This is a genomic window from Acinetobacter radioresistens DSM 6976 = NBRC 102413 = CIP 103788 (assembly GCF_006757745.1).
Taxonomy (GTDB): Bacteria; Pseudomonadota; Gammaproteobacteria; order Pseudomonadales; family Moraxellaceae; genus Acinetobacter; species Acinetobacter radioresistens.
Map to the genome: position 1 here is coordinate 673290 of NZ_AP019740.1, position 25909 is coordinate 699198.

General features: G+C 42.4%; 24 protein-coding genes. 12 read left to right on the top strand and 12 right to left on the bottom strand.

What is annotated here, in order from left to right:
- The first annotated feature begins 93 nt into the window (after positions 1-93).
- The 3 genes from ACRAD_RS03095 (at position 94) to ACRAD_RS03105 (ending at position 3993) form a co-directional block, all read left to right on the top strand.
- Positions 94-1779, top strand: a complete 1686-nt coding sequence (locus ACRAD_RS03095; protein ID WP_005016010.1) for an AMP-binding protein — start codon at positions 94-96, stop codon at positions 1777-1779.
- A 226-nt stretch (positions 1780-2005) separates the two neighbouring features.
- Complete coding sequence (gene sbmA, locus ACRAD_RS03100) at positions 2006-3205, top strand: peptide antibiotic transporter SbmA (RefSeq protein ID WP_005024869.1); 1200 nt, start codon at positions 2006-2008, stop codon at positions 3203-3205.
- Between the two features lie 293 nt (positions 3206-3498).
- Positions 3499-3993 (top strand): hypothetical protein, encoded by a 495-nt coding sequence (locus ACRAD_RS03105; protein ID WP_005024872.1) that lies wholly within the window; start codon positions 3499-3501, stop codon positions 3991-3993.
- A gap of 42 nt (positions 3994-4035) precedes the next feature.
- Here the strand turns inward: ACRAD_RS03105 and yddG are convergent, their stop codons facing one another.
- Both yddG and ACRAD_RS03115 read right to left on the bottom strand, forming a co-directional pair.
- Entirely contained in the window at positions 4036-4971 is a 936-nt protein-coding gene (gene yddG, locus ACRAD_RS03110) for an aromatic amino acid DMT transporter YddG (RefSeq protein ID WP_005024874.1), read from the bottom strand.
- A gap of 109 nt (positions 4972-5080) precedes the next feature.
- Entirely contained in the window at positions 5081-5305 is a 225-nt protein-coding gene (locus ACRAD_RS03115) for a hypothetical protein (protein ID WP_005024875.1), read from the bottom strand.
- A 594-nt stretch (positions 5306-5899) separates the two neighbouring features.
- On the opposite strand from ACRAD_RS03115, the gene ACRAD_RS03120 reads away from it, so the two are divergent.
- Positions 5900-6541, top strand: a complete 642-nt coding sequence (locus ACRAD_RS03120; protein WP_005024877.1) for a restriction endonuclease — start codon at positions 5900-5902, stop codon at positions 6539-6541.
- 85 nt (positions 6542-6626) lie between these two features.
- On the opposite strand, the gene gatB is transcribed toward ACRAD_RS03120, so the two are convergent.
- Genes gatB through gatC form a run of 3 tightly spaced genes read right to left on the bottom strand, consistent with a single transcriptional unit; the run spans position 6627 to position 9946 of the window.
- Positions 6627-8102: an Asp-tRNA(Asn)/Glu-tRNA(Gln) amidotransferase subunit GatB gene (gene gatB / locus ACRAD_RS03125; RefSeq protein WP_005024879.1), complete on the bottom strand. Its 1476-nt coding sequence runs from the start codon at positions 8100-8102 to the stop codon at positions 6627-6629.
- On the bottom strand, positions 8102-9580 hold the full coding sequence (gene gatA, locus ACRAD_RS03130) for an Asp-tRNA(Asn)/Glu-tRNA(Gln) amidotransferase subunit GatA (RefSeq protein WP_005024882.1): 1479 nt from the start codon (positions 9578-9580) through the stop codon (positions 8102-8104). Before gatA ends, gatB begins: the two co-directional genes overlap by 1 nt.
- 51 nt (positions 9581-9631) lie before the next feature.
- Positions 9632-9946 (bottom strand): Asp-tRNA(Asn)/Glu-tRNA(Gln) amidotransferase subunit GatC, encoded by a 315-nt coding sequence (gatC, locus tag ACRAD_RS03135; RefSeq protein ID WP_005015990.1) that lies wholly within the window; start codon positions 9944-9946, stop codon positions 9632-9634.
- Positions 9947-10076: 130 nt separating this feature from the next.
- Here gatC and ACRAD_RS03140 point away from each other — a divergent pair, with 130 nt between their 5' ends.
- From ACRAD_RS03140 to ACRAD_RS16415, 6 genes are all read left to right on the top strand, one after another.
- Complete coding sequence (locus tag ACRAD_RS03140) at positions 10077-11117, top strand: rod shape-determining protein (protein ID WP_005015988.1); 1041 nt, start codon at positions 10077-10079, stop codon at positions 11115-11117.
- Positions 11118-11132: 15 nt separating this feature from the next.
- Positions 11133-11990: a rod shape-determining protein MreC gene (gene mreC, locus ACRAD_RS03145; RefSeq protein ID WP_005024884.1), complete on the top strand. Its 858-nt coding sequence runs from the start codon at positions 11133-11135 to the stop codon at positions 11988-11990.
- Positions 11977-12468 (top strand): rod shape-determining protein MreD, encoded by a 492-nt coding sequence (gene mreD, locus ACRAD_RS03150; protein ID WP_005024886.1) that lies wholly within the window; start codon positions 11977-11979, stop codon positions 12466-12468. Before mreC ends, mreD begins: the two co-directional genes overlap by 14 nt.
- Positions 12456-13022 (top strand): Maf-like protein, encoded by a 567-nt coding sequence (locus ACRAD_RS03155; RefSeq protein WP_005024888.1) that lies wholly within the window; start codon positions 12456-12458, stop codon positions 13020-13022. Before mreD ends, ACRAD_RS03155 begins: the two co-directional genes overlap by 13 nt.
- Positions 13023-13060: 38 nt before the next feature.
- Positions 13061-14515: a ribonuclease G gene (gene rng / locus ACRAD_RS03160; protein WP_005015970.1), complete on the top strand. Its 1455-nt coding sequence runs from the start codon at positions 13061-13063 to the stop codon at positions 14513-14515.
- Positions 14516-14649: 134 nt separating this feature from the next.
- On the top strand, positions 14650-14823 hold the full coding sequence (locus tag ACRAD_RS16415) for a PA1571 family protein (RefSeq protein WP_005015969.1): 174 nt from the start codon (positions 14650-14652) through the stop codon (positions 14821-14823).
- A 36-nt stretch (positions 14824-14859) separates the two neighbouring features.
- Here ACRAD_RS16415 and ACRAD_RS03165 read toward each other — a convergent pair whose 3' ends face one another.
- Together ACRAD_RS03165 and ACRAD_RS03170 are read right to left on the bottom strand one after the other, a co-directional pair.
- Positions 14860-16245 carry a WS/DGAT/MGAT family O-acyltransferase gene (locus tag ACRAD_RS03165; RefSeq protein ID WP_005015966.1) on the bottom strand — a complete coding sequence of 462 codons (1386 nt, stop codon included), beginning with the start codon at positions 16243-16245 and terminating at the stop codon, positions 14860-14862.
- Between the two features lie 199 nt (positions 16246-16444).
- Positions 16445-17179, bottom strand: coding sequence for a phosphoadenylyl-sulfate reductase (locus ACRAD_RS03170; RefSeq protein ID WP_005024891.1), 735 nt, complete (start codon positions 17177-17179; stop codon positions 16445-16447).
- A 199-nt stretch (positions 17180-17378) separates the two neighbouring features.
- On the opposite strand from ACRAD_RS03170, the gene thrH reads away from it, so the two are divergent.
- Positions 17379-17996: a bifunctional phosphoserine phosphatase/homoserine phosphotransferase ThrH gene (gene thrH / locus ACRAD_RS03175; RefSeq protein ID WP_005015962.1), complete on the top strand. Its 618-nt coding sequence runs from the start codon at positions 17379-17381 to the stop codon at positions 17994-17996.
- A gap of 69 nt (positions 17997-18065) precedes the next feature.
- Here the strand turns inward: thrH and ACRAD_RS03180 are convergent, their stop codons facing one another.
- Entirely contained in the window at positions 18066-19286 is a 1221-nt protein-coding gene (locus ACRAD_RS03180) for an OmpP1/FadL family transporter (protein ID WP_005024893.1), read from the bottom strand.
- Between the two features lie 308 nt (positions 19287-19594).
- Positions 19595-20938, bottom strand: a complete 1344-nt coding sequence (locus ACRAD_RS03185; protein WP_005024895.1) for an outer membrane protein transport protein — start codon at positions 20936-20938, stop codon at positions 19595-19597.
- Between the two features lie 502 nt (positions 20939-21440).
- Between ACRAD_RS03185 and ACRAD_RS03190 the strand changes: the two genes are divergently transcribed.
- The gene (locus ACRAD_RS03190; protein WP_005024898.1) at positions 21441-22100 is read left to right on the top strand and encodes a phosphatase PAP2 family protein; all 660 of its coding nucleotides are present in this window, start codon (positions 21441-21443) and stop codon (positions 22098-22100) included.
- Positions 22101-22141: 41 nt separating this feature from the next.
- On the opposite strand, the gene ACRAD_RS03195 is transcribed toward ACRAD_RS03190, so the two are convergent.
- The 3 genes from ACRAD_RS03195 to ACRAD_RS03205 are packed head-to-tail and all read right to left on the bottom strand — an operon-like array spanning position 22142 to position 25824.
- Positions 22142-23458, bottom strand: coding sequence for an ATP-binding protein (locus ACRAD_RS03195; RefSeq protein ID WP_005024899.1), 1317 nt, complete (start codon positions 23456-23458; stop codon positions 22142-22144).
- Positions 23459-23478: 20 nt separating this feature from the next.
- Positions 23479-24156, bottom strand: a complete 678-nt coding sequence (locus tag ACRAD_RS03200; RefSeq protein ID WP_005024902.1) for a response regulator transcription factor — start codon at positions 24154-24156, stop codon at positions 23479-23481.
- Between the two features lie 3 nt (positions 24157-24159).
- Positions 24160-25824 (bottom strand): phosphoethanolamine transferase, encoded by a 1665-nt coding sequence (locus tag ACRAD_RS03205; RefSeq protein ID WP_005015953.1) that lies wholly within the window; start codon positions 25822-25824, stop codon positions 24160-24162.
- Positions 25825-25909 lie beyond the last annotated feature (85 nt).

Sequence of the window (25909 nt, forward strand, 5' to 3'; positions counted from 1 at the left end):
AATACGTAAAACACAATGAAAACCGGGGTCATGTATCGACCCCTAATAACAATCTGAAAAACACAATGACAATGAATCAAGGAGTAGGATTCAATGACAGATACACAATTAAGTTATGCATCTGGTGCAAGTGAGCAACCTTTACTGGGCATGACCATTGGACAGAAATTTGATCAGGCATGTGCGCAATATACTGCACAGGATGCCGTTGTCTCGGTTCACCAAAATCGTCGCATCAGTTATGCAGAATTGAGAACACTGGTTGATGCCTTTGCCTGTAATCTGCTTGAGCTGGGACTAAAAAAAGGTGATCGCCTTGCAATCTGGGCACCCAACTGTGTGGAATGGACCATTGCACAGTTTGCCACGGCTAAGGCAGGTATCATTCTGGTCAACCTGAATCCATCTTATCGCAGTCATGAACTTGAATATGTGCTTAACAAGGTGTCCTGTGTTGGCCTGATTATGGCAGTACAGTGCAAAACAAGTAACTTTAAGGAAATTTTACTCAAGATTGTTCCTGAGCTGCATGAAACTCAAAGCCGTGAACTGTCTTTACAGCGACTGCCACACTTAAAACATCTGATTAAAATTGATGATCAGGCTCATCCTGCTTTCCACTGTTTCGATGATTTACTGACTTCACCTACCTCAGAGCAGTTGCAGGCGCTGCAAAATATCGGTCAGGAATTACAATTCGATGAAACTATTAATATCCAGTTTACATCTGGTACTACCGGTAACCCCAAAGGGACCATGCTGACCCATAACAATATTCTGAATAATGGCTATTTTGTTGGTGAACGAATTTTACTTACCCCGCAGGACAGGGTATGTATTTCGGTACCACTATTTCACTGTTTCGGTATGGTCATGGGAAATCTGGCCTGTGTAACTCATGGTTCTGCAATGGTCTATCCATGTGATGTATTTAATCCACTTAGCAGTTTAAAAGCTATTGAACAGGAAAAATGTACGGCTGCTTATGGTGTGCCTACCATGTTTATTGCCATGCTGGAACATGAGCAGTTTAATGAGTTTGACCTGAGCAGCCTGCGTACCGGAATTATGGCGGGCAGTCCGTGTCCGCGTGAGATTATGCAGCGTGTGATCGACCGTATGCATATGTCACAAGTGACCATATGCTATGGCATGACTGAAACCTCGCCGGTAAGTGCCCAGAGTATGGTAGATGACCCGATTGAAACCCGGGTCAATACAGTGGGACGCATACATCCGCACGTAGAAATCAAGATTATCGACCGTAACGGCAAGATTGTACCGCGTGGCAAACTTGGCCAGCTATGTACCCGGGGCTATTCAGTGATGCTGGGCTATTGGGAAGATGAAGAAAAAACTAAAGAAGTGATTGATCAGACTGGCTGGATGCATACCGGAGATCTGGCGGAAATGGACCAGCAGGGCTTTATCCAGATTAAGGGCCGTATTAAAGATGTCGTCATTCGGGGAGGGGAAAACCTGTTCCCTAAAGAAATAGAGGATTTTTTATATACTCATCCCGATGTGTCTGATGTACAGGTTGTAGGTGTGCCTGACCAGAAATATGGTGAGGAACTTTGCGCCTGTATTATCCTGCATCCGCATAGTAATACCAGTGAAGAAATTATCCGACAGTACTGCAAGGAACATATCTCGCACCAGAAAGTGCCGCGTTATATCCGGTTTGTAACAGCTTTTCCTTTAACTGCTTCAGGCAAAGCCCAGAAATATAAAATCCGTGAAATGATGCAACAGGAACTCAATTTAAAGGTTTCCTAATCTGGTACACTTATAAAAAGCAGGGCACTGGCCCTGCTTTTTGTGATATTTAGCATCTTAAATACTGATGCTGACAGTCAAAGAAGAACTGCTGGAAACCTGCTATAGAAAAATAATAAACTAAAAATGACCGGTGCATTCATCAAGAGACTGGTACTTGGCCAGCCACACGTGTAATTTATCGGTTCAATGCCGTTTATAAAAAATAAAAGGAATCACAGGTTGCATGTTTAAATCTTTTTTTCCACAACCCAAAGTATTTTTTCTGTCATTGCTGTTCTGGTTCATGGTCAACCTGCTACTCTGGTATGTAGCAGGCGGACGGGAGTGGGGAAGCTGGCTGGGCTTTCCATCAGATTATGCTCAGGCTGAACTGCCTATTGGGGTTAGCCGGTTCTGGTCTCCGGCATTTCTCTGGTTTTACCTGTGGTTCTTCGTAGCTACTGCGATCTTTGCCATTTTTTGGCGATTTAAAGCAAATCATCCCTGGCAGCGCTGGTCGGTATGGGGCTCGGCATTTATTCTGTTTAATATCTGGTTTAGCGTACAGGTCAGTGTAGCCATTAATGCCTGGTATGGGCCATTCTGGGATTTAATTCAGCGAATGCTGAGTAGCGGTGGCGGTAATATCCGTGACCTGTATATGGGTACCTTGACCTTTTTATATATTGCCATGGTAGCAGTGACTATTATGGTCATTAATGCTTTCTTTACCAGTCATTATATCTTTCGTTGGCGTACCGCAATGAATGAGTACTATACCGCGCATTGGGACCGGTTACGTCATGTTGAAGGAGCATCACAGCGGGTTCAGGAGGACACCATGCGTTTTGCCACTATTATGGAAGATTTAGGGGTCGAGCTGATTAAAGCGGTTATGGTTCTGGTTGCATTCCTGCCAATCCTATTTGAGCTCTCCCGGCATGTACCGGAATTGCCGCTGGTGGGGCAGGTAGAACACTCACTGGTCTGGGCAGCCATTGTCTGGGCTATCTTTGGTACGGTTCTGCTCATGGTGGTGGGTGTCAAGTTACCGGGCCTTGAGTTTAATAACCAGAAAGTTGAGGCAGCTTACCGTAAAGAGCTGGTATATGGTGAAGACTATGCAGACCGAGCCCAGCCGGCAACCTTAAAAGAGCTGTTTTCCCGCGTACGCCAGAACTATTTCCGTTTATATTTTCATTACGCCTATTTTAATCTGGTGGCAACCTGGTACCGCCAGCTTGATATCCTCTACAGTCTGGTCGTGCTTTTCCCTGCTATTGCAGCCGGCAAGATGACTTTGGGCCTGATCAACCAGATTGGTAATGTTTTCGATAAAGTCCGTGAATCATTTCAGTATCTGATTATGTCCTGGAAAACGATTATCGAGCTGTTATCGATCTATAAACGTCTCAAGACCTTTGAAGCCGTATTAGATGATTAAAGCTGCTTTTACTCCACCCGCCTCGGCGGGTTTTTCAATATAAAAAATCTGGTCAATTCCTTATATACCGGTTTTACTGACCGTAAGCCGTAGTCTGTTATTACGCTACAGTATTCCGCTTATTATTAAGGGATTACAAACTTTTGATGTCTTTGGAACATTATCTTCATGGTTTCGCTATAAACTTTCTAATGCACCTATTTACACAGTCATAATAGGTAAGCCAGCAGCCAGTATGCTACAAATAAACGGTTTTATATAATTGGCCAAATATTAAAAAGCAGGGAAATACTATGGCGCTTATATCCTTGAGCAAGTTTCGCGGACTTTTTATAGGGGCAACCTTACTAGGGGCCTCTCAGATTGCATTGGCTGGCCCAACGGTGGATCAGCTCAGTAACTGTTTGATGAAATCGACCACCGCCACCGATAAAACCGTAGTTCTGCAATGGACCTTTGTGGCATTGGGTAATCATCCCGACTTAAAGGCCTTTAGTAATGTGACTGCGACACAAAAGGAAGCATTAGATAAGAATCTGGCCACTGTGCTGCAACGCATACTGGTAGAGCAATGTTCGGCACAGACCAAAGCAGTGATTCAGACTGAAGGTTTGCAGGCGGTGGGAGATAGTTTTCAAGAGTTAGGCAGTATTACAGGTGAAGAAATTCTTAAAACGCCTGAAATTAAACAGCAGCTTAATGGTGTTCTGAAATATGTAGATTTGAATAAGCTGGTAACAACTTTCTTGACGCCGGATCTTTGGAATAAGTTGGGTGTTACCCGTTAAAATCTCGGATAAAAATAAGTTGTATAAGTAAAAAGCTGCGGTTCAAGTTTGTCTTAACCGCATCGTGATAAAACGTTGTTTAAGCTCATGCCAATTGGTCGAAATCCAGCACACAAAAGAACCCAAAGTCACCATGATTGCCCCAAGCCAAAAGGTTTTCGATAGAGGTGTTTGTAAAATCCACATCGACATGATGGATGAAAATATTGGGCTGAAATAAGACAGCGTGACCAGCATGGTGATATTGCCTCGGTTAATGCCAATATTCCATGCGGCATAACCTAAACCTGTCACGGTAGAGACCATCAGCATATACATCAATGTTGTGGCATCGATCTGAACGATGTGTACAAATTGCTCAGGATGTAGTACGAGCATTTTGAGCCACAGCACTAGACTGGTGGCAATAAAAAAGAGGCTAATCGGGTTATGTCCCTGACTGTATTTTTTAGTCATCACACAATACAGTGACCATAAACTTGCGCCTACAAATGCTAGTCCATAACTGAGCGGATTACTTTGCATATGGCTAATCACCGTAGCAAGATCAATCGCACCATTCCCAGTTTGAATATAGAACACGCCTGCAAGGCTAATCCCTAAACCTAAAATCACCCACTTATTGAAGTTCAGTTCTTTAAATAGAATCAGCATCAAGATGGTCATACTCGGCCACAGGTAATTGACTAGGCTGATTTCAATGGCTTGTTGTGCGTTTTGGGCAAGGGCAATGGCGTAGGAAAAGCAGATTTCATACACTACAAATAATGCTGTTGCCCCAAAGAGGTACTTACGCGGAATTTGTTTTAAGTTAGGAATACGAAACAGGGCAAACAGTAGTACCGCACTTAAGCTATACATAAATAGCACAGCTAAATCTGCACCGATATTTGCACTAACTTTTTTCAGTAAACCCACGATAGACGACCACTGTAAAATAGCACTGAAGCCAATCAGGGTAGCGAGGTTTTTGGACATGGTAATGGGGGGATGGGAGAATGCGCAGATTCTATTCTAATTAATCAATTTCCAATATGGGAAAAGTGGCATTTTTTGAGCAGATTTTAAATTTCCGTTAAGAATAGCTTTATGATTTGAATATCCCGATGATGAGTTTAATCAACCAGTAAATCGGGTAGAGAATAAAATCCATTCCAAAGACAAAGTCTTCGCTACGTTGTTTTCTGTGGGGTGTAGGTTGCATTTCAGCGATCCATTTACGGCTTTTTGGAATCATCAGCAAAATGATGATCACTGCTATAAATATGCCAATGGCAATTTGAATGATGGTGAGTAAGAGTTCAGGTGTCATTTTTGTTTTTCTGCGACTTTTTTGTTTTATAGCATAAAAATAATCCTCTCCCTAACCCTCTCCTTTAAGAAAGGAGAGGGAACTTCGCGTATCAAATTAATCAAATGACATTCCCTCTCCCACTGGGATGAGCAGCACTGCTGCGCAAGGGGTGAGGGAGCTAGGCGTCTCCTAAGTCTTCGAGTTTGGCGATAGATGATACTTTTTAATGGTCATGTTGTTTTTGGTGTGAAGTGCTTGGATTAAATTTATGAAAATTAAATGATAATGCTTTCCCTCAGTTTTAAATTTTCATTATTTTATGGGTTATAATTTAATCTAAAAGGTGATCAATAAAAAGAGGCAAAATTTATAATAGGGATTGCTGAACTTGAGGTTAATGCACGTTTAGTTTTACTTGTATACGAAGCATTATTAAGATCTTTTTGGAGAAAACAGACCTTAAAGAATTTTTTAAGAAATACAGGTATAAGTGAACATATAATTTCAAGTTGGGGAGATGGAGAATCAAAACGTGAATTTTTAGATAGACTATTTACTGCCTTATCAAAAAATCAGAAAGGTAAATCTGTTGTACTTAAATGGGCTTATGAATTGTCTGAACAAAGAACTTTTCCTGATCTTCGTGGATGGGAGGATTCAGATTTAAAAATACAGCAAGCGCATAAGTCTGTTGTAGAGTTAAGATCTTATATAAATCAGAAATTAGACGATCTTAAATCAGAGCAAGAAAAGCAAAAGACAAAAGATAACGTTAAAGAAATCCAAAATGAAATTAGAAAATCACTTGTTGATAGGGAAAGTTTACAACAGCAACTTTATAGCCTGCTGCCATTCGTTGGTACTCAACAAGGTGGTTATGATTTTGAAAAATGGTTTTATGAAGCCTTAGACTATTCTGATATTCAATCTAGGACACCATATAAAGTAGATGGTCGGCAGATAGATGGCTCATTAACGATAGATGGGACTACTTATTTAGTTGAATTAAAGTTTACGAAAAACCAAACTGGTTCAGAAGTCATTGATAGTTTTAAAGCTAAAATTGATAAAATGGCTGACAACACAATGGGCATCTTTGTTTCGATGTCTGGTTATTCTTCCCAAGCTATTAAGGAAGCATCAGGTAGAAGAACAACACTTTTGCTTCTAGAGTCGAGTCATTTATTCACTTTCTTACAAGGCATAGAATCATTGAAAGATATTATAAGAAGAAGTAGGCGACATGTTTCATAAACCTCTGAGGCCCTTTTAAACACTACTTATATTGAATAAAAAAACCCGCTCTAAAGCGGGTCTTCTATTCCAAAATCAATCAGCCTCAACCAATCAATTTCTTCATCAACTCATTGACTTGCGCAGGGTTCGCTTTACCTTTCGCTGCTTTCATCACTTGACCAACAAGACCGTTAAAGGCTTTCTCTTTACCAGATTTATACTCGTCAACCATCTTCTCGTTGGCAGTAAGAACTTCCTTAATAATCGCTTCAATCGCGCCTGTATCAGTTTCCTGTTTCAAGCCTTTTTCCGCAATAATCTCGTCCGCAGTTTTGCCTTCTTCCCACATAAAGCCGAACACTTGTTTCGCGATCTTACCGTTAATCGTGTTGTCGACAATACGTGCAACCATACAGCCCAATTTCTCAGCCGATACAGGAGAATCAGCCAATTCTAAGCCAGCTTTATTTAAAGCACCTGAGAATTCGCCCATCACCCAGTTCGCCGCAATCTTACCTTGTGCAGCGCCACCAGCAGCCTTAACGACGTCTTCGTAGAATTCTGACATTTCACGCGTAAGCGTTAATACGTGCGCATCGTACTCAGTCACACCAAAGTCCGCTACAAAACGCGCACGACGTGCAGCAGGCAGCTCAGGCATGGTCGATTTAATCGCTTCGATTTGCTCGTCAGCAATGATGACAGGCAACAAGTCTGGGTCAGGGAAGTAGCGGTAATCGTTCGCTTCTTCTTTAGAACGCATTGAACGCGTTTCCATCTTCACAGGGTCGAATAAACGTGTTTCTTGTTCAATGGTGCCATCCCATTCAAGGATTTCCATTTGACGTTCAATTTCCACGTTAATCGCTTGTTCAATGAAACGGAAGGAGTTGAGGTTTTTCAGCTCACAACGTGTACCGAAAGGTTGACCCGGACGACGTAAAGACACGTTACAGTCAGCACGGAACGAACCCTCAGCCATGTTACCGTCAGAGATCCCTAACCAACGCACTAGCGTGTGAATCGCTTTAATGTAGGCAACGGCTTCTTCAACAGAACGCATATCCGGTTCAGATACGATCTCTAAAAGTGGCGTACCTGCACGGTTCAAGTCAATGCCTGACATGCCTTCAAACTGGTCATGGATTGATTTACCAGCATCTTCCTCAAGGTGCGCACGCGTCACGCCAATACGTTTAACCGTACCATCTTCAAGTTGAATGTCAATATGACCCAAGCCCACAATCGGATTGTCCATCTGGCTAATCTGGTAGCCTTTTGGAGAATCCGGATAAAAGTAGTTTTTACGTGCAAACACAGAAGCTTGGTCGATGTAGGCATCAATACCCAAACCAAAGCGAATCGCTAAATCCACCACTTCTTTGTTGAGTACTGGCAATACGCCCGGCATGGCCAGATCAACCAGGCTGGCTTGAGTGTTTGGGTCTTGACCGAATTCAGTCGATGAACCTGAGAAAATTTTAGATTTGGTCGCAAGCTGAGTGTGAATCTCGATCCCAATAACGACTTCCCAACCATCAATCAGGTTAGATTTTGGTTTAGCAGTGTTCTTAGCCATTATGCGTTCTCCTCAGCAATTGCCGCACGTTGGGTGTGCCAGTCGGTTACCTGCTGATACTGGTGTACTACAGACAGCAGTTGTGACTCAGACCAGTAATTACCAATCAGTTGCAGGCCTACAGGCAGCTGGTTGGCATCGAAACCAATTGGCGCATTAATAGCTGGCAGACCGGCAAGGTTGACCGCAAGGGTATAGATATCGCCCAGATACATGGCTACCGTATCTTGTGCAGCACCCAGTTGATAGGCAGTAGTCGGTGCGCTTGGAGCCGCAATGACATCGACCTGTTCAAAGGCTTTCAGAAAATCCTGCTGAATCAGGCGACGAACTTTCTGGGCTTTCACGTAGTAAGCATCATAATAACCGGCTGACAGGGCATAGGTTCCAATCAGGATCCGGCGCTGGACTTCTGTACCAAAACCTTCCGAACGCGAACGTTTGTAAAGATCCATCAAGTCCATCGGATTTTCACAGCGATAACCATAACGCACGCCGTCATAACGTGACAGGTTGGATGAGGCCTCGGCCGGAGCAATCAGATAATAAGTCGGAACGTAAGCCTCAGTCATGTTCAGGTCAATTTCAACCAGAATCGCGCCCATTTCTTCGAGCTTTTTCAATGACTCTTCAACACGCGCTTTTACTTCAGCATTCAACCCATCAACCTGAAAATACTGCTTAGGAATACCAATACGTAAACCTTTAACAGAAGCTGTATTCAAGTTGGCTACATAATCGTCGACTTCCTGATTCATGGAGGTCGAGTCTTTTTCATCATGGCCGGCCATGACATTCATCAAATAAGCGCAGTCTTCAGCAGAACGTGCCATCGGGCCACCTTGATCCAGTGACGAGGCATAGGCAATCATTCCGAAACGGGATACACGGCCATAGGTAGGTTTCAGACCGGTAAGACCACAAAAAGATGCAGGCTGACGAATTGAACCACCGGTATCGGTGCCGGTGGCAAACGGAGCAAGATCTGCTGCCACAGCCGCTGCCGATCCGCCCGATGATCCACCCGGCACACAGCTTAAATTCCACGGGTTTTTGGTCGCGCCGTAAAATGAATTCTCGGAGGTTGAACCCATAGCGAATTCATCCATATTCACTTTACCCAGTGTGACCAGACCAGCTGATTTGCCCTTGGCAACTACGGTAGCATCATAAGGGGAAATAAAGTTGTCCAGCATTTTAGAGCCGGCAGTGGTTTTAATACCTTGAGTACAGAAAATATCTTTATGTGCGATAGGTACGCCAGTAAGTACAGTTGCGGTACCGGTTTTAATCGCAGCATCAGCAGCATCAGCTTGAGCCAGTGCCTGTTCGGCAGTTACAGTGACATAGCTGTTAACCTGCGCATCAATTTTTTCAATACGGTTTAAATAGTGCTGAGTCAATTCGCGCGAGGAAAACTGGGCTGTTTTTAAGCCTTCGGCAAGTTCACGAATCGATAAACGATGTAAATCAGTCATGAGTTAAATTCTTTTAGGTTCAGTTTTGAAGTACAGAAGTTGACCAGATAATTATTCAATTACACGTGGAACCAGATACAGGCCCGCTTCAGTAGCTGGGGCAACTGCCTGATATTCTTCACGATGATTGGTTTCAGTCACAACATCCTGACGTAATGGCTGAGGGTGATCAAATGGACTTTTTAGCGGTTCAACACCCTCAGTATCGATTGCTTTTAAGGTATCCATCATGCCTAAAATTTTATTTAGACTTTGAGCATATTCAGCAGATTGCGTATCATTGAGCGAAAGACGTGCAAGATTGGCGATTGCTGAAACTGTTTGTGCATTTAAATCTGCAGAATGCTGAGCATCCGGTGTAGACATACCATCACCTAATCAGTATTAAAAAATTCAAAATATCGTGCGTTATAATAAGCGATTGACTTGTTCAACGCACTACATTTAGTTAAAGTTGCCACCTTGCGTCCACATAAAGTTTAACTGAGAACGACCCGTGATTCTAAAACGACTAATTGGCTTGTTTTCGCCGGATCTAGCCATTGATTTAGGTACAGCAAATACACTTATTTATGCACCAGGGCGGGGCATCATTCTGAATGAACCGACAGTTGTCGCGATCCGTCACAGTGGTTCACAGAAAATTGTTGCCGCCGTAGGCCTGGATGCGAAACAGATGCTTGGACGTACCCCGGCAAATATTTCTGCCATACGTCCGATGAAAGATGGCGTAATTGCCGACTTTGAAGTAACTGAGACCATGCTGAACCAGTTCATTGGCAAAGTCCATGAGAAGCGCCTGTTTCCACCTGCACCACGTGTTGTGGTGTGTGTACCATGCAAATCGACACTGGTTGAGCGTCGTGCTATCCGTGAAGCGGTATTTAATGCAGGTGCGCGTGATGTCCGCCTGATTGAAGAGCCGATGGCGGCTGCAATCGGTGCAGGTATGCCGGTTGAGCAGGCATGCGGTTCTATGGTGGTTGATGTTGGTGGTGGTACCACTGAAATTGCGATTATTTCCCTACAGGGGTGTGTGTACGCAGATTCTTTACGTATTGGCGGTGATGTTTTTGATGAGCAGATCATTAATTATGTGCGTAAAGCACATGGTTGCGTGATTGGTGAAACAACTGCCGAACTGATCAAGAAAGAAGTGGGTATGGCGATCGGAGACGGTACAACACTTGAAATCGAAGTGCGTGGCCGTAACCTGGCTGAAGGCGTTCCCCGTTCAATTACTGTAACCTCTGATGAAATTACTCAGGCGATTGCTGATCCGCTTTCCAATATTGTCAGTGCAGTGAAATCGGCACTCGAACAGACTCCACCAGAGCTGTCCTCTGATATTGCCGAGCGCGGAATTGTGCTTACAGGCGGTGGTGCATTGCTGCGTAATCTGGACAAACTGCTGGCTCAGGAAACCGGACTGCCTGTTATGGTTGCAGAAGATCCACTGACCTGTGTGACTCGCGGTGGCGGTAAGGTACTCGAATTCTTCGATAACCCGAATCATGACATGCTGTTTGTAGGTTAAGTTAGGAACCAGGCGGTGCAACCGAATCTTTTTTCAAGACAACCGCCATCTTTTCGCTCATTCATCATAGCGGTGATCACCTGCCTTATTGTGCTGTTTTTTGACTGGCGCATGCCGCATGTGGTGCAACCTGCCAGGGAAGTCCTGTACGCTGCATATAATCCTATTTATGCACTGGCAAGCTATCCCGTGTTGTCGAGAGAATGGCTGAGTCAACAAACCAAATCTGAAGCCCAGCTGCGCCGTGAAAATACTGCGATGCAGGCCGAGCTGTTACAGGCTCAGGTGCGTCTACAGAAACTGTCAGAGCTCTCTGCCGAGAATACACGTTTACGCGGTCTGCTCGATACGCCACTTATTATTGATGGTCGTATGGAAATTGCAGAAGTCATCGGTACTGATGCTGATCCCTTACGACATATCATTATTATTAACCGGGGAGCCAGCAATCAGCTCAAGGTGGGGCAGACTGTGCTGGATGACCGTGGAGTAATGGGGCAGATCATTGATGTCTATCCGCATTCTAGCCGTGTAATGTTGCTCTCGGACAAGGAACATTCGCTATCTGTACGTCTGGAACGGACCGGTATGCGTGCCATTGTGGCAGGAACAGGCGATCTCGGGCTGCTGAAAATGGAATACGTGCCGACCAGTGCAGATATCAAACCGGGAGACAAAATCTATACTTCAGGGTTAGGTGAACATTTTCCGGCAGGCTATCTGGTGGGTACCGTATCTAAAGTCAGACGCCATAATTCAGGTGAGTTCGCCCAGATTCAGGTGATTCCAGCTGCACAGCTGGCTGGTGGACATCATGTGGTGATCCTGTTTTCGGACTCTCTAGCGATGGAGCAACCCTATGCCAATCGCTAAGTTGCGTTATGAAAAGCGTAAAGATCCATTGATTGTCATTATCCTGTCAGTCATAGTCGGGTCAGTATTAATGGTCTATCCACTGTCTTATGACATTTCCGGATGGCGGCCATTATTTATGCTGATGATCATGCTGTTCTGGATATTGTGTCAGCCAAGCTGGACAGGTGTCTGGTTTGCCTTTGCAGTGGGCATTTTTACAGACTTGCTACGTGATGCGCCCCTGGGAATGAATGCACTCAGTTTTGTGCTGATCACCTTTGTCGTACGCTGGTTTACTCGTGAACGCCGGATTTTAACCTTTGGTAATTTATGGGTACTGGCAACGCTAGCAATTTTTGCCCATTTGCTATTTACCTGGTTTACCCAGGTTATGGCCGGGCTGCATTTTTCAATTGCACGGCACTGGCAGCCATTGCTTAGCAGTATTTTGTGCTGGCCCATCCTTTATTACCTGCTGCGAAAATGGCGCATCTGATTCTGGCCTCAAGTTCGCCAAGGCGACAGGAGCTGCTCAGGCAATTAGGACTGGAATTCGATATTCACAGTCCTGATATTGACGAGAGCACAAGAGCAGGTGAAAGTGTCGGTGAGTACGTAGAGCGTCTGGCTCGTCAAAAAGCACAGGCAGTACTTGCACAATATCCTGAATCTGTGATTATTGCTGCCGATACCAGTCTCGGGCTGGATGGTACCATTATTGGTAAACCTGAATCGAAGCAGCATGCCTTTGAAATCTGGTCAAAATTATCTGGCAGACACCATGATGTTTTTTCAGGGGTCTGTATTGCCACATCCCGGCAGATTTCGAGTATAGTGGTACATACCCAGGTTGAATTTCAAACACTCAGTCCAAACGACATGGAGCGTTATTGGGCGACCGGAGAGCCAGAAGGCAAAGCGGGTGCATATGCCATACAGGGCATTGCAGCGCAATATATTCCCCGGATTTTTGGCAGCTACACCAATGTAGTCGGGTTGCCGTTACATGAGACAATACAGTTATTAAAAGCAGTTAAGGCACTAAATTAACCGCTGGAAAGAATTTTTATAATGTTTTGAGTTTTAGTATGTCTGATGAGCTACTCATTAATGTCACCCCTATGGAATGTCGGGTCGCATTAGTTGAAAATGGTACGGTCAATGAACTGTTTGTTGAACGGACTGTCAAGCGTGGTCTGGTGGGAAATATCTATAAAGGCAAGGTAGTCCGTGTATTGCCTGGCATGCAGGCTGCTTTTGTCGATATTGGCCTTTCACGTACAGCTTTTTTACATATCAATGACATGATCTGGCCCCGCAACCAGTCTACTCCCAATGTATTTGAATTATTACAGCCCGGCCAGATTTTGACGGTGCAGGTTATGAAAGATATGCTGGGTACTAAAGGCGCGCGGCTGTCTACTGACCTTTCAATTCCTTCCCGCTATCTGGTACTGATGCCATTTGGAAATCACATTGGGGTTTCACAGCGAATCGAATCAGAAGAAGAGCGTGACCGGCTGCGTTCACTGATTGAGAAAATTCAGCAACAGCACGATTTACCAGGTAGTGTAATTGTGCGTACGGCAGCTGATGGCGTCGATGAAGCAGATATTGCCCAAGATATGGCCTACCTTGCCAAGCTTTGGGAATATATTCAGCGCAAACAGCGTGCTACCACTGTCCCATCTCTGATTTTTGAAGAATTACCTTTGCCTCAGCGTGTTATCCGTGATCTGGCCAATGAAGAAACTGCCAAAATCTATATTGATTCGCGGGAAATCTATACCAAACTGAGCGAATTTATTGAAGAGTTCGTACCGGGTATGCAAGATCGTCTGATTCACTACCCAGGTGAGCGCCCACTTTTCGACTTGTATAATGTCGAAGAAGACCTGCAAAAAGCCTTGCAGACACGAGTGGCCTTAAAATCAGGTGGCTATCTGATGATTGATCAGACTGAAGCCATGACTACTATTGATGTTAATACAGGTTCCTATGTGGGCGGCCGTTCACTTGAAGATACGGTCTTTAAAACCAATATGGAAGCCACTCAAGTGATTGTCCGGCAGTTACGACTACGCAACTTGGGCGGCATCATTATTATTGATTTTATTGACATGCAGGAAGCGAACCACCGCAATGAAGTCATGCACCAGTTTGAAAAAATGCTGGAACGGGATCATGCCAAAACTAAAATTACACAAGTTTCCGAATTGGGACTGGTAGAAATGACCCGGAAACGAACTCGGGAGTCTTTAGAACATCTATTATGTGAAGCTTGCCCAACCTGTCAGGGACGGGGATATGTGAAGACAGCAGAAACAGTATGTTACGAGATATTTCGAGAAATTATGCGCTATGCTCGGGCATTTGAATCACAAAGTGGCTTTACAGTAGTTGCCCATCCTGCGGTCATAGACCGTCTATTAACAGCAGAAGCACCAGCAGTGGCTGATTTAGAGCATTTTGTAAATCGGGTAATTAAGTTCCAGGTCGAAAATCTGTATACGCAAGAGCAATATGACATCATCTTAAGCTAAAGTTGTAACAGAATTTCGCTTAATCCTTGTTACAACTGAAATTTTACTTTCATGCATGAATTTTCAATACTAGATGCATTGGGTAGCCAAAGACTTTTCTCCCCTATGTAGTCTTAGCAAATGAGGTAAATGACATGAATGTTAGTGAAAGAATTATTCATAAAGGTTTTCAACACGTACTTGATTCAAAAAAAGTCAATACATGCTATATGCTTGATGATGATGGTCGAGAAATCCAGATTACTACTGCGATGATCCGCTCGGTTTGTCACCAGCTTTTAAAACAGTGCCGTACTATTAAAAAATAAGGGGCTTAATTCTGCCCCTCAATTTTCTACTGTCCTTTAACCTGTTACAGTCAGATTCTTCTCAAACGTTTCAGCTTCAATCAGTGATTCAAAACGTTGTATTTCATCTTCCAAATGGGTAAGCAGATTCTGCATTTTGGGTAATGCATTGCGACAGGCGATTAAGCCGACCTCGAGTTTGTCCAGATAACTGGTCATGGTAATATTTAAAGCTTGTCCATCCAGTACAATCGAAGCAGGAAAAAGTGCATCCAACTTTGCACCATTCCAGTACAAGGGTTCACGTGGACCCGGCACATTAGAAATTACCAAGTTAAAGGCCTGACGTTTAGGCATCATTCCTGAAAGTATATTAAGTCCTGCGGCAGAGTATACCAATGCGCTGTAATTCAGAATCTGACCTGATGTCATCCGTTTAAAGCGCTGTTTAGCATTTAGTACACTCCGGCGAATAGTTTCCAGCCGTTTCAGTGGATCTGCCTGATGTGTACCCAGATTGGCCAGAATCATGGTGATCCGGTTGCTCACATCTGAGTCATCATCCCGGATAGAAGCTGGAACCATGGCAATTAATGGCTTGGCCGGTAAACTGTTCTGGCTAAGAAGATATTCACGTAAAGCACCCGAACACACTGCCAGAATTACATCATTAATAGTTACATCCAATGCACTTGCGATACTACGCAAACGGTTCAACTCAAAAGATTGTGCTGCAAAACGTCGTGAAGCACTGACCCGCTGATTGAGTATACTTTTCGGTGCCTGAAAGCTAGAAACATAGTGCGGATTACGGCCCATATCTTTCATCACTGTCTGTGACAGTTCATACATTACTTTAGGTACAGCTTCAAACTGGTCTTTAAGTAATCCAAGAATTTTCTTTGTACTTCCTTTTTTAGCTTCTTTAAGGCGTTTGGCTCGTGGGCCTTCTACACACCATGGCGGTACAATACTTTTAGCCTGCTGGTCTTTAGATAGTGATTTTTCAACCAGTCGCATTCCTGCAATTCCATCAACCATGGCATGATGAATTTTGAAGTACATAGCAAATCGGTTGCCTTCAATACCTTCAATAATATTACAGGTCCAGAGCGGTTTTGCGCGATCAATAAGTGTACTATGTTCTTGAGAAATATAAGCTAATAGTTCGCGAATACGTCCTGGATGAGGCAGTGAAATATGGCGGAAGTGATGATCCAGATCAAACTCTTCATCTTCATCCCAAAACAGGCCACTTAGCCGGTTATTAAAGGGTGGTATCGGAATTGATTTTGAGTTACGAATATCCTGTACCAGATCTTGTATAAAAGTCGCGGGTGCATGTTCAGGAATTTCAAACAGGAATAGACCGCCTACATGCATGGGCTGTTGACGTTTTTCTAATGATAAAAAAATGAAATCAATTGGGTGTAATGGACGCATAGCGTTGATTGCCTCACTGCAATGGATCTGTCAGCTCTTATTGAGCTGCTCATTGTTAGAATTATAGAACACGCGTTACAGTATATAATCTTTCAGTCCAGACGCAGCATAAATTTATGTGAATTCATCAGTTAAATAAAAAACCGCCCAATCAACTGTTAAGACTCTCAGTTAGGTATGAGCGGTTTTTTGACTGATATTACTTCTTTAAATTACCAGCATGCAGACCACATTCTTTATGGGTGGCTTCTTCCCACCACCAGCGCCCTTCACGTTCATGCTGATTTGGTAAAACAGCTTTAGTACAAGGTTCACAGCCGATTGAGATAAAACCACGTTCATGCAGGGCATTATATGGAATTTCCATTAAACGGATATAACTCCAGACATCACTGCTTGACCAGTTGGCCAGCGGGTTATACTTGATTAATTGTTTACCCTGCCCAGAAAAACCTGTGTCTGCCTGAACTACTGGTATTTCAGTACGGGTTCCTGGACTCTGGTCACGACGCTGACCGGTAATCCAGCCATCTAAAGTCGCTAGTTTCTTGCGTAATGGCTGAACTTTACGAATACCACAGCATTCCTGATGGCCATCAACATAGAAGCTAAACAGGCCTTTACGATTTACCATATCGAGTAAGGGTTCTGCTTCAGGAAAACAAATTTCAATTTCAATGTTGTAATGATTGCGGACTTTTTCAATAAACTGATAGGTTTCTGAATGCAGCCGGCCAGTATCCAGACTGAATACCCGAAATGATTTTCCCAAGCGGGAGGCCATATCAATCAGAACTACATCTTCAGCCCCTGAAAATGAAATAGCAATTTCACCTTCCTGACTCAAGGCAAGTTCCAGAATCTCGCTTGGAGATTTGTCAGCATATTCAGATGCCAAGGCATCCACTATATCAATGGTTGGGATAGCGGTCATGAAGGCTCCTGGCTCAAAGGCTTGGACGCTGTAAAAATATATATTCACTAAAGTGCAATACATTTTAAGGGAAATGAAATAAGCTGCTTAGCACATTAACTACAAAGCTTATGAATAAAACTGATTAATAAACAGTTGCGCAAAATATAACGGGTTAATGCTATGATAATCCGATTTTTTTATGATGCTTGGAGAATTCATGGAAATTGTATGTCTCGATCTTGAAGGGGTATTAGTCCCGGAAATCTGGATTAACTTTGCAAAAAAAACAGGGATTAAAGAACTAGAAGCCACTACTCGAGACATTCCTGACTACGATGTCCTGATGACTCAGCGTTTAAATATATTAAAGCAGCATGGTTTAGGCTTAAATGATATTCAGGCCGTAATTGCAGATATGGGTCCATTACCCGGCGCCAAAGAATTTGTAGAGTGGGTCCGTACCCATTTCCAGCTGATTATTTTATCTGATACTTTCTATGAATTTGCCCATCCATTGATGCAACAGTTGGGCTGGCCTACTATTTTTTGTCACAAGCTGGAAACAGATGAAAAAGGCATGATCACTGCCTATAAATTACGTCAGCCAGACCAGAAACGTGAGGCAGTAAAGGCACTCCACAACCTGAACTTTCGTGTAATTGCAGCAGGGGACTCGTATAATGATACAACCATGCTGGGTGAAGCAGACCATGGTTTCCTGTTTGATGCGCCAGAAAATGTAATCGCTGAGTTCCCGCAGTTCCAGGCAATTCATGGTTACGCTGCTTTAAAAGAGGCAATCCGTTCAGTGTCACTGCGCGATATTCCAGCTTAAGATTTTATAAATAAGCTTAAAAAAGGGCACTTGAAGCGCCCTTTTTCTATAAATTGTCTAATGAGATTTTTAGAATTTGTAACCAATATTTAGACCATAAGCGATAGCATGATTACTTTCAAAAGTACCTGCCGCCGTATGAGCACCTGTTACTGCATCAGCATCACCTAACCAGAAGTATTTTACACCTGCACCAATAAAGTAATTTTCAGCCGGTGAAAAACGTACGCCTGTACCTATACTCCAGTAACCTTCAGTTGGGCCTAGAGTTGTTACAGGATTACCTGCACCAGAATCCCAACCTACTGATACATTACCTGCCCACAGATCATTAAATTTACGACCTACACCGACCGTTGCTGAAATCTGATCATCTTTATAGTCAATCAGATTAAAGCCATTTGGTTTGCCAAGAGCTGGAGTTGATTGACCAAGGACTTGCGATAACTTGCCGAATTTATAAGGTTGAACTGCAAACTTGGACCATTCTACCCATCGTACATTGGCAAATGCGACAGTATTTTCCATAATGCCCGTTTGAAAATCGATATTAACTGACTGTGGCGTGGTTAATTCAGTACGTCCAGAAGTAGCACTAATCTGGTTCATTGCACCATCAAGTCGAGGATTACCAGTGAGTCCTGCCGCGCCAAAATTCTCATAAGCATTCATATCATGCTCAATTTCAGAACGATAGGTTATAGCAGCTTTTAGGGCAATCTCAGGAATTTGATAAGCAATACCAGCCAGCCAGCCTACCGATTCGTCTTCACCTGTTTTTAAATCATATCCATTGAAGGCGCTATAAGCATTACCGCGTAATTTCACCGTACCATCAACTGTCTGATAAACAGCACCTGCATACAAATTCCAGTTTTGAGTAGGCTGATAGCCAATCAGAAAATTCAGGTTTTGAGTATCTACTTCAACGGTAGTACCACCTTTAAATGGAACCATACGGTTTTCAACAAAGTTATTATTTCCTTTGTACTCGGCATCAGCACCAAATGGCTGATCATAGATCAGACCAAGTGAAATTTTATCAGTAGCCTGAATTTTCAAAGCCGCTGATGGGAAATAGTAGTCACCAGCCATATCACCAGCAACATTCCCATTTGCGTCAGTACCTGAAACATCAGGATCAAGGATAGAAATACCTGCCTCAAAATAGTTTCCAGGCTGTAAAAATGCCTGAATAGATTGACCTGAACGGTCTAAACCACCCGCATTAACCGCAGTGAGAGGGAGTGAGCTAAGAAGAATAGCGGAATAAATTTTATTGAGCTTCATGGTCTTTCCCTGATGCCATCTGTAACAAAAAAGTTGAAGGAAAGTAACACAAAACAAAAAAGAGTAAATGCTCAGCTCGGTCTAAAAAATGAACTGATGAATGCAAGAAATATACTTGATTAGAGTAAAAAGACTAAGAATACTGATGTATATAAATGATTTATAAATAAAAAATTAGAGTAAATGTTTTAAAAATATACCAAGTAAAACCGAATTTTTTTGGCTAAATTAGCAACACTTGAAATTTGTATAGTAGAGCAGTAATAGAAAGGCTACCGCAAGCGATAGCCTTTCTAAAATAATTTAACTTAGAAACGATAACCGATCTTTAGACCATAAGCCCAAGCATCATTATCTTCAAATTCGGCAACGTAAACATCGCTACCGGCCTGAGCACCAGTCTGCGCTTTTGCATCTCCTAACATAAAGTATTTCACACCACCTGCAATGAAATAGTTAGGAGCAGGTGAGAATTGTAAACCGAGACCAACATTCCAGTATCCTTCAGTTGGACCAAGGGTAGAGACGGGGTTACCTGCACCTGAATCCCAGCCTACAGATACATTACCTGCCCACTGGTCACTTAACTTGCGGCCAACACCGACAGTGGCAGACCATTGATCATCTGAATATTCAACCAGATTGAAACCATTTGGCCGATTAACTTGAGGTAATTTTCCTACAACTTCTGATACTTGACCAAACTTATATGGACGAATTGAGAAGTCTTTCCAGTTGACCCAGCGCACATTAGCAAAGGCTACTGTATTTGCCATAATACCGCTTTGGAAATCAAGGTTTACAGACTGTGGCGTGGTAATCTTAGTTTTGCCTTCTTGTGCATTAGCAATTAATGCTTGTTGCAATACAGGCGCTAAAGCTGCACCACTTGGCCCTAAGCTTCCTAGTAAGCCGCCTAATTGACCAGGAGTAAGAGAGCTTAAGTTATCAGCAATAGTAATTGATTCAGAAGAGTTAACATCGTGCTCAATTTCAGATCGGTAAGTAACAGATGCTTTTAGCGCAATATCTGGAATTTGAAAAGCAGCACCGGCTAACCAGCCTATATCGCTAGATTCCTTCATATTTGCATCATAACCGTTATATAAGCTATAAGCTCTACCACGTAAGCTTACGCTACCTTTAACAGACTGATAAACAGGACCACCATAGATATTAAAGTTTTCGTTTGGTTGAAAACCAAAAATCATAGAAATATTCTGTGTATCTACTTCAACTTTAGTGTCACCAGTAACCCCACCTACATCTGCTGTTGTGATCGGTAAAGTACCTAAAATTGGATCAGTAGGGTTAGCTACGAATATATTATTACCAGTATATTCTGCGTCAGCTCCGAATGGCTGGTCATAGATTAAGCCGAAGGAAAAATTATCTGTAAGTTGAAGCTTTAGAGCAGCACTTGGAAAATAATAATCACCAGCCATATCTCCAATATCACGACGAGTAGTAGAAGAACCTGCTTCGCGTCCCGATACATCTGGGTCGAGAACAGAAATCCCCGCTTCAAAATAATTACCTGGCTGTAAGAATGCAGAGATCGACTGACCTGAACGATCTAAAGCTGCTGCAAATACCCCAGTTGCAGGTAGCATTGCTAAAATCATTGCTGTGCTAAGAGTTTTTAATTTCATTCTAGTCTTTCCTTGAGATACGGGAAGTTTTACGTGCATGATCTATGATTTTTAATTTTGGAGATCATCCTCTTCCGGGATAAAATCTAACTTAACTCCATGTGACAAAAATAGCACAATTAAACCAAGAGTAAATGCTCTATTTGAACTTAAAAATAAAAAAAATATGTTGAAAAAACATGCTAACTGGAGTAAATGTTCTATAATTTAAAAAGAATAATAAATTAAGTAATTGAAATATAAAAATATTAATTTATCGTTATTATGTAATAATCGCTTTTTCCAATTAAAATTTAAAATTTGACTATTCAGATTTTTAAAAATAATCAAGAAAATCAAGAGCAAAATTTAAGCAAATAATTAATTTAAGTGAATTCATTGTAGGGAGGAATGGGTTAATTTTCTTTAAACAAGATTTTAAGTAGGAAGTAGTGGGGCAGTTTAAGATGATTTTAAGTAATATCTGTTCAGATAAAGAGGATATTTATTTAAATTTTCTGTGATGCAAAACTCAAACTATTTTTTGTCTTATCAGTACATTTTATTATTTATAAATTTCTTTATCTTAAAATTTTTTTTCCCTGTAGGCGGGTTAATCGATTTATCTCTTATACAACCGTGGGTAAGCCACTCGGGAGAATTCCTATTTCGTGATAGCTGGTATTTGGCGAAACTCAACCATAGCTATATAAAAGATATAATTATGGCTGTTTATATCTGCTATTTTATGGGCTGGTTAAGCTCATTTAAGTGCCAAAAACTTAAAATGTATCAAATGAAGTGGGGCTATTTTTTTCTGGTCTCCCTGTTATGTACCAGTATCGTTGGTCTCATCAAGTCGCAGTCTGCATATGCTTGTCCATGGAATATGACTATCCCTTCTATTTCAGGGTTTACTTGGGATTTTTCAGCAAAAAATGGGCATTGCTTTCCAGGCGGCCATGCTTCAACAGGTTTTGCTTTATTAACAGGTTATTTTGTTTACCGCTTATCTAATATAAAAAAGGCCTGTTTCTTTCTTGTGGCTGGCTTAATACTTGGTTTTGCAATGGGCTGGGCACAGATGATGCGTGGTGCCCATTTTTTAAGTCATAATCTATGGACATTGTGGATCTGCTGGTGTGTAAATGTTCTGATATACCAGATTATCCTCAAATTTTAAGTACTGACTAGAGATTCTGGCTCACTACTTTCTACAGGTTTTTAAAGAATATTATCTGGTAAAAATATATTGACCTGTAAGCCACCTAATGTCTGGCTGTGTGTAAAACTAAGCCGTCCCTTTAAACGTTGGGTTGCCTTATGAACAATGGACAGACCTAAGCCACTCCCAATTTCTGTATGCTGATAAACACGGTAAAAACGCTGAAGCACCTTTTCGTATAGCATAGGGTCAATACCTGGTCCACTGTCTTCTATCTGTATCAGTGCTCCATTTTCTCTGGCATATACGGAAACATTAATTACACCATTCTCTGGCGTGTATTTAATGGCGTTATCAATCAGATTAAAAATGATTGAGTGTATGATAGCGGGTTCCGACAAGATACTCACCGGATCCTGCTGCTCCATGCCCAGATCGATATTCTTTTGTATTGCCAGCTGGATGAGCTCCTCTACACAATTTGTAGCGATATCGCTCACTCTGACCTGCACACCATGCTCAGTTTCTAAAATATTTGCATCCTGTTGAGCCAGGCTAAGTAATTGACTGACCAGATGCTGGACACGCATTAAACCTCTATTGAGGTTCTTTAAATCAGGATGGTCAGGAAACTCTTGTAACAGAATCTGTATTTGCAAATTTAATGCAGTAATCGGTGTTCTTAACTCATGAGCTGCATTTGCTATAAATTGCCGCTGCTCTTGCTGTGAATACTGAATCCGGCTGAATAGAGAGTTGATTTCATTAAGGACTGGTACAATTTCTTGGGGATATTTAAATATTTGAACCGGTTCTAATTCATGTGGCTCACGCTTTGCAATTTCTTCTTTAAATTCGTCTAAAGGTTTAAGATTGTGGCTGATGATCCAGCCTAATCCCCAGAGCACCAAGGGCATAAACAGCAAGTAGGGAATAAACATATTACCCGCAAGTTCTAGTGCCAGATGCCGGCGGACAGAAAGCTGCTGGCTAACCTGTATCTGGTCATGCTCAAGTGGGAGCACATAAGTCCGCCAGATATCACTTGCAGTCTGGTGTGTATAAAAACCGGCTTTTTCTACCGGTGCAACCAGCCGCTTTGACTGGCTTTGATGATCTTGATCAGTATATGCCCATACATCTACAAATAAATCTTCTTCATGGTAGCGCTGATGTTCATCAAACTGGCTTTGGATCTGCTCTGGACCATGGGCGGCAATACGTTCAGCCAGATTCTGCATCTGGGCATCCAGAATTTCATTAATTTCTTCAAGCGCAATACGATAAGCTGAAAAGACCAGTACACAGCCTAGACTGATACTAAAGAATGAAATATAGAGTATGAGCCGTTTTTTTAAGGAGTAATTTGATGACATAAAAACTTCGCTGTTTAAGCTTAGGCCTGACCCAGACGGTAACCTAAACCGCGAATAGTCCGGATAAAGTCTTTGCCGAGCTTGGTGCGTAAATGATGTATATAGACCTCAATGGTATTGCTGTTGATTTCAGAATCTATATCGTAGAGCTTATCTTCCAGACTGCTTCTGGAAAAAATTTTATAGGGATAACTCATCAAGGGAATAAGGATAGCCCATTCACGCTTGGACAAGTCAATATGTTCATTTTTAAACAGGGCAGAATGCTGTTCCAGATCAAGTATCAGGTCGCCATGTTGTAATATCTGTACGGTTTCGGTCTGAATGCTGGTTATAGTGCTGCGACGTAATAGAGCCTGTATACGTGCCAGTAATTCATCAAATTCATAAGGCTTAACCAGATAATCATCTGCACCTTGATTCAAGCCATCTACCCGGTTGTGTAGCTGGTCGCGTGCAGAAATAATTAAAACTGGAAGAGTCGGTTTTTGCTGCCGGATCTGCTTGAGGACCTGCATTCCATCCATAAGAGGGAGGCCCAGATCTAGCAGGACAATATCAAATTCCTGTGTTTTAAGCAGTTTTAGGCCATCAATACCGTTATTTACCCATTGCACTGCGAACTGCTGATATTGCAGCAGTGTAATGGTGGATTCGGCAATCATAAAATCATCTTCAATAATCAGGATTTTATTCATTTTTTATATCCTCAGGCCCGATAGATGATGGCATTGTTGCAGCATATCATGCTGTGGCTGTATCACTGCACTCTTAATGTTGAGCAGACTGAGCAGGGTAGGAAATAAATTATCCTGGCTCAGATTTTGCTGTTTCTGGTTGGCCAGACAGGCGAACTGCACAGGGTGCTGCTGTTTCCAGCTCTCTGAAAACCACATTAACATTGGAATATGGGTTTGCTGGCTGGGTGCAATGGCATAAGGCGAACCATGTAAATATAAACCATGCTCTCCAGTAGATTCACCATGATCCGACAAATACCATAGCGCGCTCTGATAGTGTTGGTTTCCTTCTAAGGTTTGTATAAGCTCGGCAAGCACATGATCGGTGTAAACTATTGAATTATCGTAGCTGTTAATTAAAGACTCGGCACTACAACCCTGAATGGCATTGGTATTACATGTCGGTTGGAACGGCTGGTATGCTGCTGTTGAGCGCTTAAAATAAGCCGGGCCATGACTTCCTGCCTGATGCAGAACAATCAGGCGTGGTGTCTTATCTGTCTCTGGAATACTGGCCAGATAAGCCTGGAGTGCCTCAGGCAAGATTTCATCATGACATTCTCCCTCTATACACCACTTCTGTTTAAGGGATTTATTGAATTCATATTGTTCTATGCGGTTGCAGACGCCTTTACAGCCTGAGTTATTATCTACCCAGGTTACTTTGTAGCCCGCACGCTGGGCAATATCTAGCAAGCCTTCCCGGTGTGATGCCAGCTGTTCATCATACTGCTGGCGCGGCATACCGGAAAACATGCAGGGAACTGAAACTGCCGTGGCTGTTCCACAAGAACTGACCTGACTGAAATTTATAATATCCAGTTTAGATAGTTCTGGATTGGTCGCTCTGGTATATCCGTTTAAAGCAAAGCTTTCGGCACGGGCAGTTTCACCTACTACCAGAACCATAAGCTGGGGTTTTTTCGAATCTGATACCGGTAAAATTAAATGTGCATCTTCTCCATATTTAATAAGCGGCAAATTCTGTCTTGGCGCTTTCTTTTTATAATACGAAATGCTAGATGCGATTACATTTTGTGGGCTGATCATACCTTTTAGATCACGATGTTCACGAAAGATAGCTGCATAATCAATATAGAAGGTAAATAGCATCAAGCCGGCCAGAACCAATGAGGTAAGCGCACCGAACATTTTAGAAATAAAAACTTTAGATAAAGCTTCAGTTTTTATTTTGACTAAGCCTAGCAATGATAAAGGCAGCAAGACAAAGCCAAGACTCCACAAAACAAATTGCCAGGAGAGCAGATCCAATACTTCGTGCTGATCGGTCTGTAATGCATTCTGAATTTGGTCAGCTGATATACCTATGCCCAGACTGTTAACAAAATAAGCTGAAAAACCGCCTAAAAGAATGAAGATGACAGCAAAGAATCGAATGTTCCATTTCCACTGCAGCAACTGAAAAATCAGGTTGTAGATACTCACCACTACAATGACTGTTGCCATTAAAAATAACCATGCCTTGATTCCCTGGTAAGGTGTGAGCTGCATCATCTTCATATAAAAAGAAAGATTCAGGGCAACGCCAAACCATATAGACAGGATTAAATTGAAGATATTAAGTGAAATAGGCGGAAACTTGTTCTGGAGTCGTCTGAATATCATAAAGGCATTGATACTTTCAGCTTGTATGGAATTTTAATGTAAAAGCTGAAACTTAAATGATACTTAAATCAGGGAAGAGGAGAGA